The organism is Bacillus sp. N13C7 (assembly GCF_026790065.1).
Lineage (GTDB): Bacteria > Bacillota > Bacilli > Bacillales > Bacillaceae > Bacillus.
Genome location: NZ_JALAMO010000001.1, coordinates 1 through 20,207 on the forward strand (window position 1 = coordinate 1; position 20,207 = coordinate 20,207).

18 protein-coding genes and 5 pseudogenes are annotated in these 20,207 nt (G+C 36.6%); 12 read left to right on the forward strand and 11 right to left on the reverse strand.

Annotation, left to right across the window (positions count from 1 at the left end):
- Window positions 1–106: 106 nt before the first annotated feature.
- Window positions 107–280, reverse strand: a pseudogene (locus MOB98_RS00005) (LacI family transcriptional regulator); the annotation flags it as partial.
- Window positions 281–548: 268 nt separating this feature from the next.
- Complete coding sequence (locus MOB98_RS00010) at window positions 549–923, reverse strand: hypothetical protein (RefSeq protein ID WP_268363009.1); 375 nt, start codon at window positions 921–923, stop codon at window positions 549–551.
- A gap of 143 nt (window positions 924–1,066) precedes the next feature.
- Here MOB98_RS00010 and MOB98_RS00015 point away from each other — a divergent pair, with 143 nt between their 5' ends.
- A complete protein-coding gene (locus tag MOB98_RS00015) occupies window positions 1,067–1,585 on the forward strand; it encodes an ImmA/IrrE family metallo-endopeptidase (RefSeq protein WP_268367408.1) in 519 nt (172 codons plus the stop codon).
- Window positions 1,585–1,983: pseudogene (locus MOB98_RS00020) on the forward strand (sigma-70 family RNA polymerase sigma factor); the annotation flags it as partial. The gene MOB98_RS00015 and the pseudogene MOB98_RS00020, both read left to right, overlap by 1 nt.
- 136 nt (window positions 1,984–2,119) lie before the next feature.
- On the opposite strand, the pseudogene MOB98_RS00025 reads toward MOB98_RS00020, so the two are convergent.
- From MOB98_RS00025 to fumC, 3 genes and pseudogenes are all read right to left on the reverse strand, one after another.
- Window positions 2,120–2,352, reverse strand: a pseudogene (locus tag MOB98_RS00025) (recombinase family protein); the annotation flags it as partial.
- Window positions 2,310–2,486, reverse strand: a pseudogene (locus MOB98_RS20785) (hypothetical protein). The pseudogenes MOB98_RS00025 and MOB98_RS20785, both read right to left, overlap by 43 nt.
- A 122-nt stretch (window positions 2,487–2,608) precedes the next feature.
- On the reverse strand, window positions 2,609–3,997 hold the full coding sequence (gene fumC / locus MOB98_RS00035) for a class II fumarate hydratase (RefSeq protein WP_268367410.1): 1,389 nt from the start codon (window positions 3,995–3,997) through the stop codon (window positions 2,609–2,611).
- A gap of 166 nt (window positions 3,998–4,163) precedes the next feature.
- Here fumC and MOB98_RS00040 point away from each other — a divergent pair, with 166 nt between their 5' ends.
- Window positions 4,164–5,054, forward strand: coding sequence for a LysR family transcriptional regulator (locus MOB98_RS00040; protein ID WP_268367412.1), 891 nt, complete (start codon window positions 4,164–4,166; stop codon window positions 5,052–5,054).
- Between the two features lie 1,634 nt (window positions 5,055–6,688).
- Here the strand turns inward: MOB98_RS00040 and cspC are convergent.
- Complete coding sequence (gene cspC / locus MOB98_RS00045) at window positions 6,689–6,892, reverse strand: cold shock protein CspC (RefSeq protein WP_133953637.1); 204 nt, start codon at window positions 6,890–6,892, stop codon at window positions 6,689–6,691.
- A gap of 224 nt (window positions 6,893–7,116) precedes the next feature.
- The gene (locus tag MOB98_RS20850) at window positions 7,117–7,359 is read right to left on the reverse strand and encodes a molecular chaperone TorD family protein (RefSeq protein ID WP_419900969.1); all 243 of its coding nucleotides are present in this window, start codon (window positions 7,357–7,359) and stop codon (window positions 7,117–7,119) included.
- A gap of 241 nt (window positions 7,360–7,600) precedes the next feature.
- Between MOB98_RS20850 and MOB98_RS00050 the strand changes: the two genes are divergently transcribed.
- Together MOB98_RS00050 and MOB98_RS00055 are read left to right on the forward strand one after the other, a co-directional pair.
- Window positions 7,601–8,629: a fatty acid desaturase gene (locus MOB98_RS00050; RefSeq protein ID WP_268362982.1), complete on the forward strand. Its 1,029-nt coding sequence runs from the start codon at window positions 7,601–7,603 to the stop codon at window positions 8,627–8,629.
- A 578-nt stretch (window positions 8,630–9,207) separates the two neighbouring features.
- Window positions 9,208–9,603, forward strand: coding sequence for a VOC family protein (locus MOB98_RS00055; protein WP_268363039.1), 396 nt, complete (start codon window positions 9,208–9,210; stop codon window positions 9,601–9,603).
- A gap of 791 nt (window positions 9,604–10,394) precedes the next feature.
- On the opposite strand, the gene MOB98_RS00060 is transcribed toward MOB98_RS00055, so the two are convergent.
- The gene (locus MOB98_RS00060) at window positions 10,395–11,522 is read right to left on the reverse strand and encodes a tetratricopeptide repeat protein (protein WP_268370548.1); all 1,128 of its coding nucleotides are present in this window, start codon (window positions 11,520–11,522) and stop codon (window positions 10,395–10,397) included.
- Window positions 11,523–11,730: 208 nt separating this feature from the next.
- On the opposite strand from MOB98_RS00060, the pseudogene MOB98_RS00065 reads away from it, so the two are divergent.
- From MOB98_RS00065 to MOB98_RS20855, 3 genes and pseudogenes are all read left to right on the forward strand, one after another.
- Window positions 11,731–12,663 (forward strand): annotated as a pseudogene (locus MOB98_RS00065) (ribonuclease YeeF family protein); the annotation flags it as partial.
- A 337-nt stretch (window positions 12,664–13,000) separates the two neighbouring features.
- Window positions 13,001–13,183 (forward strand): HNH endonuclease, encoded by a 183-nt coding sequence (locus MOB98_RS00070; RefSeq protein ID WP_063638572.1) that lies wholly within the window; start codon window positions 13,001–13,003, stop codon window positions 13,181–13,183.
- A gap of 25 nt (window positions 13,184–13,208) precedes the next feature.
- Window positions 13,209–13,592 (forward strand): SMI1/KNR4 family protein, encoded by a 384-nt coding sequence (locus tag MOB98_RS20855; RefSeq protein WP_419901006.1) that lies wholly within the window; start codon window positions 13,209–13,211, stop codon window positions 13,590–13,592.
- Window positions 13,593–14,007: 415 nt separating this feature from the next.
- Here MOB98_RS20855 and MOB98_RS00075 read toward each other — a convergent pair whose 3' ends face one another.
- Window positions 14,008–14,919, reverse strand: a complete 912-nt coding sequence (locus MOB98_RS00075) for an AraC family transcriptional regulator (protein WP_268367059.1) — start codon at window positions 14,917–14,919, stop codon at window positions 14,008–14,010.
- 129 nt (window positions 14,920–15,048) lie between these two features.
- Between MOB98_RS00075 and MOB98_RS00080 the strand changes: the two genes are divergently transcribed.
- The gene (locus MOB98_RS00080) at window positions 15,049–15,297 is read left to right on the forward strand and encodes an Atu4866 domain-containing protein (RefSeq protein ID WP_268370546.1); all 249 of its coding nucleotides are present in this window, start codon (window positions 15,049–15,051) and stop codon (window positions 15,295–15,297) included.
- The gene (locus tag MOB98_RS00085) at window positions 15,284–16,072 is read left to right on the forward strand and encodes an SDR family oxidoreductase (protein WP_268362931.1); all 789 of its coding nucleotides are present in this window, start codon (window positions 15,284–15,286) and stop codon (window positions 16,070–16,072) included. The genes MOB98_RS00080 and MOB98_RS00085 overlap by 14 nt, the downstream gene beginning before the upstream one ends.
- A 420-nt stretch (window positions 16,073–16,492) precedes the next feature.
- Here MOB98_RS00085 and MOB98_RS00090 read toward each other — a convergent pair whose 3' ends face one another.
- Both MOB98_RS00090 and MOB98_RS00095 read right to left on the reverse strand, forming a co-directional pair.
- A complete protein-coding gene (locus MOB98_RS00090; RefSeq protein ID WP_268367061.1) occupies window positions 16,493–16,891 on the reverse strand; it encodes an SMI1/KNR4 family protein in 399 nt (132 codons plus the stop codon).
- 60 nt (window positions 16,892–16,951) lie between these two features.
- On the reverse strand, window positions 16,952–17,773 hold the full coding sequence (locus tag MOB98_RS00095) for a MerR family transcriptional regulator (protein WP_268367062.1): 822 nt from the start codon (window positions 17,771–17,773) through the stop codon (window positions 16,952–16,954).
- Between the two features lie 104 nt (window positions 17,774–17,877).
- Between MOB98_RS00095 and blt the strand changes: the two genes are divergently transcribed.
- Window positions 17,878–19,080, forward strand: a complete 1,203-nt coding sequence (gene blt, locus MOB98_RS00100) for a multidrug efflux MFS transporter Blt (RefSeq protein WP_268367063.1) — start codon at window positions 17,878–17,880, stop codon at window positions 19,078–19,080.
- Between the two features lie 286 nt (window positions 19,081–19,366).
- On the forward strand, window positions 19,367–19,825 hold the full coding sequence (locus MOB98_RS00105; protein WP_268363022.1) for a GNAT family N-acetyltransferase: 459 nt from the start codon (window positions 19,367–19,369) through the stop codon (window positions 19,823–19,825).
- The last annotated feature ends 382 nt before the right edge of the window (window positions 19,826–20,207 follow it).

Consider the following 20,207-nt stretch of genomic DNA (forward strand, 5'->3'; position numbering starts at 1 on the left):
AGGCGTACCTACTGATTATATATACTATTTATATGAGAAAAGAGAAAGCAAGGGCTAAACTGTCCTTGCTTTTTTGATAAGAACGATTTGCGGAAGTCACAGACGCAATATCTATGCCTCTTATTCCGCACTGTATGGCGACGCAAGCCAATACGTCATTAAAGCAAAAATAGCCGTCGGGGCGTTCCTGTCCAGCAATTTTCCCGCTTCTTCCTTGCCGCTTTCGCGTCGGGACGATAAGCGATTCCTCCACAGGCACGCCCGCTTCCTCCATCGCCTGAATTGTTGTCTTATTAAAACTAATGTTGAGCAGTGTTTTACTTTTTATCTCAGTGATTGGAGGAATTATATGTATTGATTGGTTCTACTTAATACCAGCTGTACTTATGATCATCCTCGGAATTATGGTATTTGTAAGGAAAGAAAAAATCTGCTCCTAAATCAGTTTGAATCTGAAAACAAAAATACCGCGACTGGCGGTTCTTTTATTGTATATTCCTGTTTTAAATAAACTGATTCATTATCATTGGACAGTACCATAATCAAAATCAATATCTTTCTTGTCTAAAATCCCCCTTAAAATTTTTAGCATAAGTCATGGTTAAATGTACACTTTTATCTATCCACCAAGTTCCATCATCAGTGTTCGTATCCCAAGTAACATCTATATCCCTGCCCAAATTCTCAAAAAACACCAAATTTCCAACAGCTACTGTTTTTCCGTTGATCTTGTAATATATTAAAACAATTTTCTTATCGAATATACCTGTCCCGTGCTTTACGATTGTTAAACTATAAGGCTTATTAGGACATTGCTCTTCAAGTATAATTTCAGGATTTAAAAATAAAACATAACAGATGAATAAAATTGGCACAATCATTAACCTTGTTAATAATTTTTTATTGATATTAACCCCCTCCAACCAAGAAAACTCCGTTTAACAATCCATTTTATTTGGATACCCCTGCATCTTTTGGACGTACTTCCTCTAAAAAAAGTTGTGCCTTCCCTATAATATTTAACGAATCCAATTTTTAGATTGTCTCTTTAAGGAGGTTTTTCATCTTGAGGTATACAAACAGTCATTTAGAGGATTGGATTGAAAACTTATACAGGAAGATTGATATAACAGAACCTGAACAAATTAATTTTGAACGGATCGCCGAGTCATTAGATATCAGGCTTTCATTTAAACCTGTTACAAGCTTCGCACTTAAACACAGCGGAATTTATAACATATGCTTGGATAGCCGAAAGAGCCGAACTGAACAATGGTATGATTTCGCTCATGAATTTTGCCATATATATAGACATGAAGGCGATAAAAAAACAATGCCTGCAACTTGGACTGATTATTTAGAGTGGCAGTCCAATTATTTTACATATCACTTTTGCATTCCAACTTTCATGTTGCGTAATATGAATCTTTCGTACATACAATCACATGCAATTGAAAATGTAGCTTGGTTATTTAAGGTATCTCCTTCATTCGCTAAGAAACGTTTGAGCATTTATTACAGGAAGCTGACTCAACATTTATTTAATCAAACAGTTACGGGAAATCTATGTACCCCCCTTTTGTAATTAATAATGAAATCCTCATGCATTTACGCGCATTGAAAAAAACTAAAAAAGACGTTTCCCTTCATGATCCGATCGGGCAGGACAAAGAAGGGAATGAAATAAGCCTGATCGACGTATTGAAATCAGAAAACGAAGATGTAATTGATACGATCCAGCTCAATATGGAGCTTGAAAAAGTGAAACAATACATTGACATTCTAGATGACCGTGAGAAGGAAGTGATAGTCGGGCGGTTTGGGCTTGATTTGAAGAAAGAAAAAACGCAGCGTGAGATTGCCAAAGAGCTCGGTATTTCGCGCAGCTATGTATCGCGGATTGAAAAGCGGGCGCTGATGAAGATGTTTCATGAGTTTTATCGGGCGGAGAAAGAGAAGCGGAAGAAAGCGAAGGGGAAATAATGCAGAAGAAGCCGGATCTCATATTCCGGCTTTCTCTAATTCATTTACATGCTTCTTTTAAAACTTTTCGAAACTTATGGAGACAGAATATACGAAAGAGGTATGAAAAATGTCCAACTAACAGCTTGTCTCACTATCTCAACTCGTCAGCACTGATAAGCTCAATTATCATTTCCGAGAAAAACGGTCTGGATCATAGCAAATGACTTGACTTATAAGTCCCTTGCCTGCATCCTCCCTCAACCGATTCAAAGCCGGACGTTCTAAAAGGTCACCAAAAAATCCTTCATCGGCATACTTCAGCACATCCTTAGTCCCTGCTTTCTTTATGCAGGCCTCGATCTGGCTGTCGATGCTCGACCCCTTGATCGCTTGTTCCTCGGTCGATACCCTTACATATATTGCTATCCCTGAATCTCCTTCCTATAAAGTTTTATTAAATAATGATAGCAATCGTTAATGCATTTGTCAGTTTGCGCTCCCTCGATGAATATTACCTTCATAAAATGCATCACCCCTTGGGTAATGGTATGTAATAACTGTTTGTCCTAATGAGGTGATTTTCAATGAGTAAAAAAAGAAAAAACTAGCTACAAATCAGTAACTAGTTTTCACCTTAAAAGATTTAAATGTTTGGTTTCACCATATCTTCTGGTTTAACCATCTCATCAAATTGTTCTTCCGTTAGCAATTTAAGTTGGACAGCAGCCTCTTTTAACGTCAAGCCTTCTTTATGAGCAAACTTAGCAATTTTTGCAGCATTTTCATATCCGATATAAGGATTCAATGCTGTGACAAGCATCAAAGATCCGGAAAGATTTTCTTTAATGGTTTTCTCATTAGGTTCAATACCAACCGCACAATGATCATGGAAAGATTTTATTCCATCACTCAATAACTGCACGGATTGAAGGAAGTTATAGATAATAACTGGTTTAAATACATTTAGTTCAAAGTTACCCTGACTTGAGGCAAAACCAATAGTTGCATCATTCCCCATAATTTGTGCCGCAATCATGGTAAGGGCTTCACATTGAGTAGGGTTGACTTTACCGGGCATTATGGAGCTACCTGGCTCATTTTCCGGGATTGAAATTTCGCCAATACCACAGCGAGGACCGCTTGCAAGCCATCTAACATCGTTCGCAATTTTCATTAAATCAGCAGCTAATGCCTTCATAGCACCATGTACATACGTTATTTCATCATGACTAGTTAACGCATGAAACTTATTAGGTGAACTTTTAAAATGTTGGCCTGTAAACTTCGAGATCTCCTCTGAGACAACTTCTCCAAACTGTGGATGTGCATTAATGCCTGTCCCTACAGCCGTACCCCCGATAGCAAGCTCACGCATTTTATCAGTTGCTTCCAATATCATTTCTTTCGAACGATCAATCATATATACCCAACCACTAATTTCTTGTCCAAGCGTAAGAGGTGTAGCATCTTGAAGATGTGTACGACCTATTTTTACAATGTCATTGAATTTTTTTGCTTTTTCATCTAATGTGTTCCGAAGTTGATCAAGTACAGGAACTAATTGTTCATAGATAGCTAATACACCTGCAACATGCATCGCTGTTGGGAAAGTGTCATTCGAACTTTGACTGCGGTTCACATCATCATTTGGATGTATGGTTTGGATAGAGCCTTTCTCTTTTAGTAAAGATGTTGCAAGGTTCGCTATAACTTCGTTAACATTCATATTGCTTTGTGTACCGCTTCCCGTCTGCCAAACAACGAGTGGAAAATTGTCATCAAATTTGCCTTCAAGAATTTCATCACAAACTGCGGTAATAACCTCTGTTTTTTCACTATCTAAATTCCCTAAACGATTATTAGCAATAGCTGTACTGCGCTTCAATATAGCAAAAGCTTTAACAATACGTTTTGGCATTTTTTCAGAACCTATCTTGAAGTTCTCTTTACTACGCTGTGTTTGCGCTCCCCAAAACTTATCAGCAGGCACCTTTATTTCTCCAAAAGTATCTTTTTCAATTCGATAGTTCATTAAAATAGTCCTCCTTCTGAACACGAAAATAGTTTAAAATTGATATAAAAATTTATTTATTTTGCTGCTAAATTTAGCTTAACACTAATAAATCATGATGTATAATGCATAATAAATATGATTTCAATTCCTTTATGTAATGATTTATCAGAAGAGAGGTTTTTTTATGGAATGGGAACAATTAGAGTACTTTCAAACTCTTGCTCGTATACAGCATGTAACCAAAGCTGCTGAAATGTTATCAATAACACAGCCAGCACTTTCTCGGTCTATTGTTAGATTAGAAAATCACTTAGGTGTTCCGCTTTTTGATAGACAAGGGCGGTCCATTAAATTAAATAAATATGGGAAAATATTCCTCAAGAGGGTTGATTCCATGATTCGAGAATATACAGAAGGAAAGGAAGAAATTCAATCTCTTTTAAAACCGGATCAAGGTGAAGTGTCTTTAGGCTTTTTACACACCCTAGGTACAACAATAGTTCCAAATTTAATTGGAACGTTTAAAGATAATTACCCAAAAGTTCAATTTCAATTAAACCAGTCTCACTCTAATTTGCTTTTAGATAAACTAAAATCAGGTGAGCTTGATCTCTGCCTACTTGCTTCTTTTCCAGTCGAATCACATATAATGTGGAAACCCTTATGGAAGGAGGAGCTTTTTTTATTTTTGCCAAAAAAACATGTGTTAGCTACTCGTGAGGATATTACGTTAAACGAAATAGCTAATGAGCCTTTTGTTTTAATGAAAGAAGGTTTCGCTCTGCGAGTGACAATAGATCATATTTTTGAGCAAGTTAATATTACCCCAAACATTGTATTTGAAGGTGAAGAAGCTACAACAATCGCAGGTTTTGTTGCAGCAGGTCTTGGTGTTACAATTCTTCCTGATTTTAAAGGCTTAGACCAAACGAATATCGCAAAGGTTCGAATTAGTTGGCCAAGGTTTGAGCGTGCAGTTGGTCTCTCTTGGATTAAAGGGAAGCACCTATCACCTGTCACTGAAAACTTCAAGCAATATATCATCAATCAGTTTCCTCAAATAGATTCGATATAGTATGAAATTACTGTTGTTGATGGCACGTCATAGATCCTAGAAATGAAAGCAAAAAAAAAACACCATAAATTTCTTGTGTGTTATCAAAAAAACTTTCTGTAACATCACCCGCGTACCAAGTCCTTAAAGCATTCGATATCGCAGGACTGCATATTCAGGTAAGTTGGTGTGGCTGATCAATGTTTGATTTTAATTGAAATAAAATTCGCTTTCCTTACTAGTATCTCCGGTACTCTAGAAGATGCCAGCTTTAGATACAGACGTCGAAGAATCCTTTATAACAGAATCTGCGAGAGAGAAATCAAACTTTATTTGCCAAATACTCTTCTATCGCTTTTAAAGCTTTCTTTTCTCCTCCTGATTCTTTAAAGCTTTTACTTATCATTTTGACATTTTCACGATATGAAGGAGTGGATAATATGAGTTGCACAGCTTCTTGCAGATTTTTTACACTGACTTCATCAAGGGTATGTTTCGTTTTCGCAGTTCATCATCAATGATAAGCTGATTCATTCATGTCATGTAACTTTCTGGTGATGAAAAAACTACTCCATTTTTACTCCACAATCTGTTTGTATTCTTTTTGTTTTTCACTGCTAAAAATGAGGAAAAAATAACAAATATGATCTTCAAGATAATTCCAACCTCCAATGAATAATTAAGGACATTCTCTAATGCAAAACCTGCTATAAGAAACCCTTCAGATAACATAATGAATAATACTACATAGTTTATTCTTAACTTCATAATTTACATCACCCTCCCTTTCATTATTGTTCTATTGATAACATTCACATTAAAATTAAGTACGGAACAAAGATGAGGAAAAAGTCGTTAAAAATAAAAACAATCATTTGTATATGTAACAATTGCTTCTGTTTTGGTATCTCTCTATCTCTCATGATTGCAAGTATAATTTTTTTCAAACCGAATTATTATCATCAGTCTCTCCTATTTATTTTTGAAATCGTGATACACTTTCTCAAAAGTCTCAAATGATAGCGAAAACTTAGATGTTTTCTCGTTACGATAATTGAGTCACTATGGCAATTTGATTGACCTTTTTGCTCAAACTCAATAAGTGCATTCTCCATTTATTTCTGATTGATATTGTACGATTTCCATTATTCTTTTAAGATGTAACCCTAGTTTTCATACTCTCCTTTCAGAATCAGTAACAAAACCTTAAGTTTTTAAAAGTCTACGTTATTGATCGAAAAAAGGTTTCGAAATAAGATGTTCCTCCAATAAAGAAGGAAATTATGACTTGCAATTGTTCGCATATCTATTAGAGTAACCAGAAAGTAAAGGGTTCACAAATCGATTATCTAAAAATGGTTTGTAGGACTTGAGATTGTCAAGTCTTGTACTTAAATTAAAGGTTAGAGAAAAAAGAAAGAATAAATTCTAGTTTGTACTCGAAAAGAAAAGTAAGTAATTAATTTATATACATTCCGCATATTGTCAATCCAGTATGTTATACTGTAAACAACCTTTGAAGTGTTAAATCTTTTTCTATTACCTTTTACCATCTCCCTACTCGAACGTTGAGTAGGGTTTTTTGAGTTATAATACAAAGAACATAAAAAAACAGGCCCTTTATAAAGAGCCTGTTTGTATAAACGATTTGAAAATTAAGCAGCTTTTTGAACGTTAGCAGCCTGAGCTCCACGAGCACCTTGCTCAACGTCAAACGTTACTTTTTGACCTTCGTCTAAAGATTTGAAGCCGTCACCTTGGATTGCAGTGAAGTGTACGAATACATCGTCTCCATTTTCACGTTCGATAAACCCAAAACCTTTTTCTGCATTAAACCATTTAACTGTACCTTGTTCCATTTTTTTGCCTCCTAGTGCGTTTAACCACACATTGTATTATACTATCCCTGCCCAAAGTATCATCAAGACGAAAAGTCGATATTCATACTATCCTTTACACGAACAAAAATAATTCTTCTTTATCATAGCACAGAACGGAAATAATTACAAATTAATATTATCGTTTTTTTATGGAATTATTAAACATGTGGATACGGGAGACAGAATAAGAGACCCATTAATAACTATGGTTTGAAAACACCGTGGTAATGAATCACGAGTGTCTTCAAACTTTTTTCTTTGCTTAATAGTACACCATTATGGATTGTTAAGGATTTCTTTAAAAAGCTCAGCTGTTTTCTGGAATGTGCACGATACCTCAAACAATCAATGTTCACGTTCAAATAAGCAGATTCCCATAGGGGGGCAGCGTGAGAGTTTGGCCTGATAAAGAGATGGGTATAATCTTTATATACCTTTTGTACCAGGCTGTCTCTCTAATAAAGATCTAATTGAGCTAAATCAGTTTCGCATTTCCAATCATTTTACAGAGGAATTGGAAAACCGATTTATTTAACCGCTTTTGAAAAGGATCCTTAGCTGGCGGGCAAATCAAAACAAAACCATGATACTTATCATATATGGAGTATGACAGCTGGGACTTCATAGGTAATAAAACGTTTTCTATACTTAGATGAAGAACTTTAGGGAAGGGGAAACTTTTATAGAATGAATAAACAAAACCTAAGGACTTTGAGAAAACTGGTTACCCCCTATGAAACGTCCGATTTACAAAAAAGTATTTGTCAAATCATTAACACATTGGTACCTTTTTTCCTGCTATGGTATTTGGCATATAAGAGCTTGTCCATTTCTTATTTCCTTACATTAGCCATTTCTGTCGTGGCGGCAGGTTTTTTAGTAAGAACCTTCATCATCTTTCATGATTGCTGCCACTATTCCTTTTTTAAGAACAGAAAGGCGAATCGAATCCTGGGAACAATAACGGGTATTCTGACTCTGCACCCTTTTGATCATTGGGCACACGATCATTCTGTCCATCATGCGACAAGCAGCAACCTGGACAAACGCGGTACAGGCGATATTTGGGTACTGACCGTTGAGGAATATAAGGAAGCCTCAACTAAGACAAAATTCATGTACCGCTTGTACAGAAATCCGTTTGTTATGTTTATTATTGGGCCGATTTACGTCTTCGGGATTACCAATCGTTTTAATCGTAAAGGGGCAAAACGCAAAGAACGGATGAATACGTATGTAACAAACCTGGGGATCGTCGCTTTGGCAGCACTTTTATGTTGGGCTATCGGCTGGCAAAACTTCCTAATGGTTCAGACGCCAATTTTTATGATATCGGGATCTCTCGGAATTTGGATGTTTTATATTCAGCATACGTTTGAGGATTCTTATTTTGAAGAAGATGAGCATTGGGAATATGTAAAAGCAGCTGTTGAAGGGAGCTCTTTTTACAAGCTTCCCAAAGTCATGCAATGGCTTACAGGCAATATTGGTTTCCATCATGTTCATCATTTAAGCCCGAGGGTCCCAAACTATAAGCTTGAAAAAGTGCATAACAACACGGAACCATTGCAAAACGTTCCGACCATTACACTGGCAACAAGTCTTAAGTCGTTAAAGTTCCGCCTATGGGATGAAGATGGCAAAAAATTTGTTAGTTTTAAGCACTTAAAAAGAACTTCTAAAAGCCAAGTATCAGCTCGGGTAAGAACGGATTAAATAAACTCCCATAATCGTTGATATGGGCAGTGTATCTTGCAGAATAAAAGTGCAGACTCGCGCAAAGGTTTTGTGCAGAGGTCAGCACTTTTTTAATGCAATGCACTTGCAACAAAAAAATACCAAAGGTGGTTAAACCCTTGGTATTATTGGTATGCGGCCGAGAAGACTTGAATCTCCAGCTACGGGTTATTCACCCACTAGACCCTCAACATAGTAAATCCATAATATTGGTTTTGAAAACTTGTTTTCAGTGCACTTTCTAACCTCACTTTACATCATTTCTACAGGTTTATATGAATTATGGTTAATAATTGGTGAGCACAAACAATAAACGTCCATACTACCCTTTTATGACCGGCAGGAATTTTCTACTTGCCGTCGAAAGTAATTGTCGAAAGCAATCTAGGAGGATAGGGGGGCTTAAGGGACTCAAATGTTCTATTACGGAAACCAATTTAATGAAATAACTCTACATGTCAAAAAATTATAAAAAGTTTTTTCCTTTGTATATTTCGTTAAGTCGTATTCGTTGTATTGGCAGAAAGACAAATAAGAATGGAAAGGTTGTTGAAAACATGGGAGCACAATTAAACTCTTATCTAATGTCAGAGGACGCAAGAAGCCAAGCGGATTTTTACGTAGAATCACTTGGTGGAGAAATTGTATCACTTAAAACATTCGGTGAGGTACCAGGAACTCCAGAAGAAATGAAGGATAAAGTTATGCATCTGTCTTTGGTGATAGCTGGAAACAATGTCCTAATGCTTTCTGATTCCTTTGAACAAGTGGTCGGTAATCGTAGCATCAGTCTTGCTTTAACCTATGATAATGAGAGCGAAGCAAGAGAGGCATATGCCAAGCTTGGTGAGGGTGGAGAAAACAAATATCCCTTTGCTTTGCAGCCATGGGGCGCATACTATGGAGAAGTGATTGATAAATTTGGTGTTACATGGATGATTACTAAACCGTAAACCATCCCAAATTCAAAAAAATTCTCTACGTAAAAAAGAGTGTATGCAAAATGATTCAGGAAGTAACCGATTTTATTGAAACGTTAAAAGAACCCTGGCAAAGAAACTCTCTACAAATTTATATAAGTCGTCCATAAGGATATAATGGATGTCCATGAATGCATACAGTAAGAAGCCCATTTTTCGAATAACAGAAAATACGCTGTTGTCATCACGGCATCGGAAAATGCTGTTCGCTTTACAAGCTTTAATGCTACCGAGCTGGAAATTCCTGAAGACATATTCGATGGTTCATTGTCTTAAGCTCCTTGAAGGGGATTCGTTTGATTCCGGGCAGCTAGTGTTATTGGTCAGCCAAACCTCAAAATCACTTTAAATGTAACTCACTAAGTTAGACAGATAAGGTATTCAACAATCGGGCGCTATTCTATTATAAGATGGCGTCTTTTTGCATGATTGGGATCCCAAAACCACTTAATTCCCATCTGAGAGATTTCTTGGAGAACCAAAAGTTATTGCAGTGCCCTATTGCCTTTTTCTCTCAAAAAAAATAAGGTTAGGGCTCAAGGATTTAAATGGGGATACTAATTATATCGTATTTAATTCCATTGTTTCTGTTGATATCAAATAAAAAAACCTCCATTTATGAAGGAGGTTTAGGGTAGTATTATCAAGTTTGAAGACGATCCGAAGCAATATGAAATGTGTTTTGAGTTTGGTTCTCTGTAAAGTCGGTACCGAAACCACATACTAAAACAAATGACAAACCCAGGATAATGCTTAACCTCTTTTTAAAAGTCATACAGGCATTCTCCCCTTTGAATTTGTGTTTGAGTTTCAACCATTTTCTGATGATAAACATAAGATGTTTCAAATTCTTTTGAGTTTGCATAAGCAGCTGCGGTCTCACAGGCAATGTCTTCAACATAAGAATAGTTCTTATTCTTCTCTAAGTATTCTATGGTTTGATTAACTCCATGTTGATCCACCGCATCGACATAAAGAGCTTTTAAATAACCCTGTAATTTTGCGAAAAGCTCATCACCTTGATAAAGAGCTGCTGACAAACCTTTCTTACTTACTTGGATAGCATCATTCATTTTTCCTTGTTTGAAAAGGATTTTTGCATAAGAAAATAAAGAATGTGGCAAGTTTGTGAGCTTTTCTTTTTCTGTAATCTCCACAGCTTGCTTCAAGAATACTTCTGCTTGCTCGTAATCACCACTGTCAGCAAAATTAGTGCCTAAATTATATAGTGCAGAACTGATCAACCTTTTGTTATTCAATTCCTTAGATAACTCTAATGCCTTTTCAAGATGCGGCTGACTTTTTTCATAACGTTTAAAATCAATATAATTCCCTGAGATAACAAACATACACTGAACTTTACGCACCTTATAAAGTTCATATTGATTATAGATATCTAACGCTTGTTTAACGTGATGCATAGACACATGACTTTGCTTCATACCATAATATGCTTCAGCTAACTTAAAATGAAACTCTGCCCTTTCAATCTCATCAGGGACATGTATAATCTGCTTTTCAGCTTCTCTATAATAGTAGATAGCTTTCATGTATTGTTTCTTATCAAACTCGTACATCCCTCTGAAAAACAGAGAATAATACGACAAAAGACCAGATATGCCTTTATTTGAAGTCTCAATTTTTTCAAGAAGTTCGTCAATAGTTGGTCTTATCCGTGTTGTTACGGGTTCCAAATAATCTAACATGAGCTGATGACGGAATTTCATTAGAGAGAAGTAAATAAGTAAATACTCATCTTCCTCCATCTGATTGATCTCTTGCTCCACCTCAGCCTTTAAAATCTCTGCATCCGGGACACTAAATTGACGTATCATTTTATACCATTCATTGATCTTTACGCCAACTTCTGACGATGATAAAACCGGATTCACAGGACCCCTCCTTTTATGTCTTTTTATGTAATATTCTAACATTTCCAAAAAGTGTTTGAACCGCAAAAAAACCGCAAACTTTTTATTCGCTATCTTTGATATGATCAATCAAGTTAATTTTAGGTTCGTTTCTTCTTTCTTCCATGGCAATATTTTGTTATACGATTAAATGAGAGGGTATGATTATGAAAGTCTTTGAAGCTACAGACGCGCCAAAGAATATTTAGAACTAAGGACGCAAATGGTCAACTTGAGAAAAGCTTTACAAAGCATCGCTGAACTAGACAACAGCGAATTCTCAGGTAAAGGCGCTAATAACATTAAAGCATTCTATCACGATCATGTTGGTGTCACTGATCAATGGATCGACTACATTGACATGAAGATCGCATTTTTTAACAGCATTGCCGGAGCTGTCGAGGACAAAGGCCTCTCTGATGCTTATATTGAAGAGTCTTTTTTAGAATATGAACTGGCTAACGCCCATAAAAAATCCAAATCCATCATGTCTGAACAGAAAAAAGCCATGAAAGATATCCAAAACGACATTGACGACATCCTTCCGCTCGACTTGTTTTCAACAGAAAACTTCAAGAATGAGCTTGCGGATGCTAATGACAAACGCAAAAAAACCATTGAAAAACTAGGTGACCTTGACGAAGATTTACTGACAGAATATGCCCTGTCAGAGCCAAATGAACAATTCATCAAGTCAGATTTCAAAAGATCAAAGAAGCAACAGGCAAAGGCAAAAACGCTACGCCCATCCACTACAACGCTAAGGCGTACCGTGAAAGTGATATACATAAAAAAAGGTGATATTGAGAAACAGACTGAAGCCTATTTGAAGATTAAGAAAGAGGAAGCGAAGGAACGAGAGATAAAAGACTTAAAGAAAAAGCTTGCGAATGGTGTCTCAGATCCGGATGAGTATTTAGAAATTGCGAAGAAAATTGGATATGAGAACCTTCAGCCTGCACAGTTACAGTATGTGGTGCAGCTAGAACAAGCAAAACAGCTGAAGTCTGTCGGTGAAAGTGTAATCAATGCAGGTAAAACGGCATTGGATATTATCGATGGGGTTAATGATGGGCTTAACGATGCGATTGATGATACGATATATGGCATCAAGGACTTGGTTGTAGGCGCATGGGAATTTTCACAGCTCCCTATGGAACTAAAACTTGCAAAAACAATTACAACAGTCTTAAGTGTCCCCTCCTACCCTAAAATAATTTGGACAAACATCGTCGATTCATGGAATGATATTAAAACAACGACTATTAACTTAAGAATGGGTCACTTGAAAAATGATGTCCACCCAGTAACAAAAGTTCCCTATGATAAAGATGGATTTCCAATATTCGAATCAAAGCATACACTCACACTTGATAAAGCCGACTTTAAAAAAAAGTAGAGACCAGCATTTTGACAAATGAAATAAACAATTATATAAGCAGATTGAAGAAGACCCATCATTGATTAAAAAGCTTGATTTGAACGAAGATGATTTACTTGATCTTCAAGATGGAATAACACCAGAGAAATACACATGGCACCACCATCAAACTCCTGGAAAAATGGAGCTAGTAGACCGGGTAATTCATGCTAAAACAGGTCACACTGGCGGATATAAAATTTGGGGGAAAGATGAGAAATAGGAGGTTAACCAATGCAAAGTATTAAATGGAGAAAACGAAGCACTTTTCAAGAAGCGTCAAACAGTCAGATCGAAGAGGTAGAAGAGAAATTAAAAATCAAGTTCCAACAGATTACAAAGAGTTCATTAAAGACCATAATGGATGTTCCCCTATAGATAAAAAGGTTGTTTTATTCCAAAATTCTCGAGAATCAATCAACAATTTACTGAGCATAGGAGATCCTACTCGGCCAATTGATCTCCTTAGTACATTTGATAATGTTAAAGGCCGGTTAGTTGATAAAATCATACCTTTTGCTACAGATGTAGGGGAAACCTCTTTTGTTTTGATTACAGAATATCTTCTCAAGAACCTACAATTGTTTTTTGGGATCATGAGATCGCTTATGAAGATAAAGAAGTTCCATTAGCTATGTTTGTGATTCATTCACAGAGTTAATGGACAAACTTGAATAGAATGAACTCGCACCTTCTTGATTATAAAGATGAGAACGAAGCAGAATTCGAAAAAGCCATTTACAATCTAGAAAACTCATATTAAATATGTAGAATGCTCTTCTCATAACGATAAGGGCTTCTTACATAAATACCGTCAAATGTTCTGGTCATTAGTGTTTATCTGGACGGTTTTTTTCGGAATTTCTTTAGTTTTGTTCTATAATAATTTTCATCTGTACACTGATTGCGTTTCCAAAAGTTGGCTCCTCGTTAAACAATATACCTGTCTACAAAAAGTTCGAAATTCATTTTCAGATATTATACTCCGTTTGATTAAGTAACCATAAATTGATAGAAGTCGCATCTGTATGCGACTTCTTGATTTGACTACACATTATATAAATTCAGATTCTCTTTACGATCTTTCCCTGGAGGGTTGCCGAACATCCTTCTATATTCTCTATTAAAATAAGAAGGACTTTCATAGCCAACTTGAAAGGCAGCGTCAGCGGCCTTCATATTTTTCCCGATAATCAACCGCCTTGCTTCATGGAGACGTAACGCTCTCTGGTATTGGATCGGAGTCATCATTGTAACTTGTTTAAAATGATGATATAAAGCTGATGGGCTAAGGTTTACTTTTTTAGCTAGTGCATCTATCTTTATTTCCTGAGAAAAATGATTTCTTAAATAATCCAGAGCAGCAGCCACTTCAGATAATTTACTCCCCTTGGCAACAAGGCTTTTTACTGTGTGACCATGCTTTCCCTGCATAATGCGGTATAGAATTTCCTTAATGATTAAAGGTGAAAGTATTTCTGTATCTTCAGGTGTATGAAGCAGTTTCACGAGTCGGATAAGTGCATCCAGAATGACCTCATCTGTCTGAGCTACAAATATTCCTCGGCCTGTAGCATTATGATTAGTGCTATGTTGCTGATACTCCTTTGAAACCTCTGCAATTTGCATTAAGTTAAAATTCAATCGAAGACATAAATAGGGTTCCCTCTCACTTGCTTTTAAAATTTCCCCGATAACAGGCAGATCGACCGCCACGACTAAGTACTCCCCTTTTCCGTAAAAGAAGTCTTCTCCAATTATAGAAATCACTTTTCTTCCTTGCAGAACAATACACAAAGCAGGTTCATGCATAGTATGTACAGGCATCAGCGGCTTGGCAGATCGAATAAATTCCAACCCAGAGATTGACGTTACGTTCGTACCCTCCTTGGCGGCAAAAGATGACACAAGTTTTGTAAGCTCCTCTTCTTTCGATTGCAATTGCTCTTCTAGAGACATGAAATCCCTCCTTTTATAAGGCTTATCGACTTGGCTTGGAGGATAAGGCAAGAATTAAAGAGATACCGGCTACCACTCCATGTTATCTTTCCCTGATACTATAAGTAGAACAGAAAGGAGCTGATGATATTGGAAAAAAACAATCATTCTTATGGTGGGCTTTGGGTTACCAAAGACCGGTATATCAGGCATGAACTGCTGCCTGATGGACGCTATGTTGAAGCACGCGGCAATGTCGAATGTGCATATACAGGCAATTACCAAATAACAGGTGACCACATTGAATATCAAGATGATGCAGGATTCACAGCAGATGGAGATTTTATAAACGGAATCCTTTATCACGCAGGGATGGTGCTGCATCGTGATAGAAGCTAAAGATTCCTTAAAGAAAAATCACTTAAAAGAGGATGATACAAAGATGAGTATAAAGAATAAAGTTGTTCTTGTCACCGGTGGAAGCAGCGGTATTGGAGCAGCAACTGTTGATTTATTAGCTGAGAATGGAGCTACGGTAATAGCAGCAGCGCGGAGAACAGATAGGTTGGAAACACTCGTGACCACCCTTCAGCAAAAAGGATATCATGCAGATTATAAGCAATTGGATGTGACCGACTTTGGCCAAATGCAGCAAACAGTACAAGAAGTAACAGATGCATACGGAAAGATCGATGTCATCGTAAATAATGCCGGTGTAATGCCATTATCTAAATTGGATTCTTTGAAAATCGCAGAATGGAATCGAATGATTGATGTAAATATCCGTGGTGTCCTGCATGGTATTGGAGCAGTGTTGCCGATAATGAAAGAGCAGAATAGCGGACATATCGTCAATATAGCGTCAATAGGCGCCTATGAAGTTACCCCGACAGCAGCAGTTTATTGCGCGACCAAGTATGCTGTCCGTGCCATCACGGAAGGGTTACGGCAGGAAGCAACGCATAATATTCGAACTACTTTAATTGCACCGGGCGTAACGGCATCAGAACTAGCCGATCATATTACCGATAAACAGGCGAGTGAAGCTATGATCGAATACCGAAGACAAGCGCTTCCTGCTTCTGCTATTGCACATGCCATTCTTTATGCAATCTCGCAGCCAATAGAGATCGATGTAAGTGAATTAATTGTAAGACCTACTCTATCACTATAAAAAATCTCATAATGTATCAGAATTTTCACACAAAACTAATATTGATACTAATGAACACGAGTTAGATGAGGCCGAGAAATTGAACTCGGCCTTTCAGGTTATGGCATATACATGTGACATTATGTGTAGATACCAAGTCTGTATTTTCATACCTGCCATTTCAGCATTAGTCGTGTAGGCCTCAACCTCTTCTTGATTATAAAGATGAGAACGAAAAGCTAAAGCAGAATCCGAAAAGCAATTTACAATCTAAAAAACTCATATTAAATATGCAGAAAGCCTTCTCATAACGAGAAGACTTTCTTACACAAATACGGTCAAATGTTCTGGTCATTAGTGTTTATCTAGACGGTTTTTTTGAAATTTCTTTAATTTGTTCTATAATCATTTTCAGCTGTATACAGACTTCATTTCCAAAAATTAACTCCTCGCGCAAACAACATCCCTGTCTACAAAGAGCTCGACATTTAAGTTCAGATATTCATACTCCGTTTGATTAAGTAACCATAAGCAGTTTGGATCTGTTGATACCTTTGTTATATCGATTAACAAATAACAGCCGTCTAATAAGTAAGCGACAGGAATAAAGGTTGGCTTCAATAAAGCAATCGTCTGCATACTCTCATAGATCTCTTTTAAACTTAAAATGTGAGGTCTGCCACCAACATTACTGCCAGAAATCATTACATTATATATTCTGGCGCCGAAATGTGTTTTCAAAAATACTCGATAATCTTCTTCTGGAAAATTACTGTTCAGCTTCTTTTCACATTCCGTTATTTTTTGATCTGTAGCGCTTGCAAAGAATTGACATTCCACTTCATTGATGGTCCCTTCTTTAGCTATAGTAATTTGTTATAGTCGATGTTAAAATCAGCGTTACACCTCCTTAACTTGCAGGAGGATTTTGGCATATGTATTTTCACACCCGTCAACTACCATCTCATCCAGCATATATTCCTCATATGCATTTTCCCCTATTTGCATTCCATTCTTATCAATAAACTCAATGATTCTGCGGTATGCCTCTTCCGTTTTTCCGCCTATTTCATATCCAACTGCATACAGGCCTCTTGGCCGTATATGATAATTGATATTCTCTATCCCGCCTTTTACTTTTATATAAAAGTAACTGTAATTGTAGAAGTCTTTTTCTAATATTTGTTCCCGTGCAAAGATTCCGCCTATCGGATATCCTTCATCTAACTCATATTGTTGAACTTCATGTATGAGTTCTGAAATTGCAGCGACATATTTTCGTTCCGGTATGTTTAATGTATTTCGGCTTAACATGAATTTTTCTTCATGTAAATATTCAAACGAAATCGAGGAAAAATCAGTCTTAAGTGCTTGTTCAGTTAGCGCCACTTTTGTTTGTAGGATCGTTTGCAGTTGCTTCAGCTTATTTATTCTATTATCAATCTCAATCGATTTTTCTTTTAGAACATGCAGGATCTTGTCTGGTGTTTTTCCTTTTATTAAGAGCTTTATTTCTTTTAAAGGGACACCAAGCTCTTTAAATAGGCTGATGACTTGAAAAACCTCAAATTGATGATAGGAATAATATCTATACCCATTTTCTTTTTTTATTTCCGGAGAGAATAGACCAATCTCATCATAATGAAATAAGGTTTGTTTTTTTACACGGCAGAGCTTCGAAAATTCACCTGTTGTGAAATACTTCCTAACATCTTCGCTCATAAAAACCTCCTTGACTATACGGTAACCATATACCTTATGATTTGATTGTACTTGAAAAGATCTTCAATCAACAAAGAAAAGGATTTTAATAAAGGGGATTTTAAATGAAAAAATCAATAAAAGACCAAAAAATGATATTCATTATACTATTAAGTAATATTTTCGTAGCCTTTCTGGGTATCGGATTAATCATTCCAGTTATGCCTTCTTTTATGAAAATCATGCATTTATCTGGTAGCACTATGGGTTATCTTGTTGCGGCTTTTGCCATTTCTCAGTTGATCACTTCACCTTTTGCGGGAAGGTGGGTTGACCGTTTTGGGAGAAAAAAAATGATTGTTCTCGGGCTGCTTATATTCAGTTTATCAGAGTTGATTTTCGGATTAGGGGCCCATGTTTCAATCTTTTACTTTTCGAGGATATTGGGCGGTATAAGCGCTGCTTTTATCATGCCTGCGGTAACAGCATATGTAGCAGATATTACAACCCCAAAGGAAAGGTCAAAGGCTATGGGGTATGTTTCGGCTGCAATTAGCACCGGCTTTATTATTGGACCTGGTGCGGGAGGGTTTATTGCTGGCTTTGGCATTCGCATGCCGTTTTTCTTTGCCTCCGCCATAGCCTTAATAGCAGCTGTATCTTCCGTTTTTATACTAAAAGAGTCATTGTCAGCAGAAGAACGCCATCAGCTCTCATCTCATACAAAGGAATCAAATTTTTTAAATGACTTGAAGAGGTCTATTCATCCTGTCTATTTCATTGCATTTATTATCGTCTTTGTAATGGCTTTCGGTTTATCGGCTTATGAAACGGTATTCAGCTTGTTTTCTGATCATAAATTTGGCTTTACACCAAAAGATATCGCAATCATTATTACGATAAGTTCCATTGTTGCGGTAGTTATTCAAGTTTTACTATTCGGGAAATTGGTCAATAAGCTTGGAGAGAAAAGAATGATTCAGCTATGCTTAATAATCGGAGCGATCTTAGCTTTCGTGTCTACTGTTATGTCAGGATTTATTACTGTTTTGCTTGTCACTTGTTTTATTTTTCTGGCGTTCGATTTGCTGCGCCCGGCCTTAACTGCTCATTTATCCAATATGGCCGGTAACCAGCAGGGTTTCGTAGCAGGCATGAACTCCACATACACCAGCTTGGGAAATATATTTGGTCCTGCTCTAGGCGGTATACTATTTGATCTGAACATTCATTATCCTTTCCTTTTTGCAGGTTTTGTTATGATTGTCGGTCTTGGTCTTACAATGGTTTGGAAAGAAAAAAAGAATAATGCTACAGCTTTGAATTAATTCTTTTCTTAATAAAATCAAGTATGGTTTGGATGCAGGAAAGGTTCTGTATTAGATCGGCTGCATGTTCCTTGAGGTGATTATGTGAGTATTATCAATCTGTCGCCAATACCAGGAATTTATCTGCCTGCTTCTATTGATGCCTTTCCTCTTCATTCTTCCTATATTTCTAGGAAGCATATTCAGATGGCTTGCTTTTCCGTTAGCCTGAAGTATAACAACGTTATAGATTATCATCCATTGAAAATGATCTTTTTTGGAAAAAGAAAAATAAGGAGATTGCAGTATGAGTATAAAAATAAAAGCAGTAACTGATGATAATCGTGCTGCCATTCTTGCTCTGCATGTCAGCGAAAATCAAATATCATACATTGAATCAACAAAAGCATGTTTAGAGGACGCAAAAGAATGTCACTATTATAAACCTGCGGGACTTTACTATGAAGGAGATTTAGTCGGTTTTGCAATGTATGGATGGTTTCCCGAGTATGATGAAGAAAATAAAAATGGAAGAGTCTGGCTCGACCGATTCTTTATAGACGAACACTATCAGGGAAAAGGATTGGGAAAGAAAATGCTTAAAGCTCTCATTCACCACCTTGCTGAGCTATATCAATGTAAGAGGATTTATTTAAGTATATTTGAAAATAATATTCATGCTCTTCGCCTTTATCAAAGGTTTGGTTTTCAATTTACTGGTGAACTCGATTTTAATGGCGAGAAAGTTATGGTAAAAGAGCTATAGGTTCTAAAATGGTTTCCAAGCCCTCCTTCGTTTGCTCAGAAACGTTTATTTTATTTATTCAACTGGCATATAAACACGTTCCTTATCAGAAACCAAAAAGGTATTTAGCTTTTCATGTTTGATCCCTGTCCGAAGTAAAAGCAGTAACAAAACCAAAGTAGCTACAGTAAGAATCCTGACAACGTCTTTTTAAACGTGTCTCCGTTTTTCTGCTCAAAGAGGTATTTCCCTTGTAATGAAAAATGAATTTATTAGCATTGACGTACTTAAATAAATCTTTATCATAACAGCGGATTTTTATATTATGAGGGTACTTGACTAGGACAACCCTTTTTTTACTGCATAAATTATATTGTGAGACAAGATGATATGAAGGGGTGAT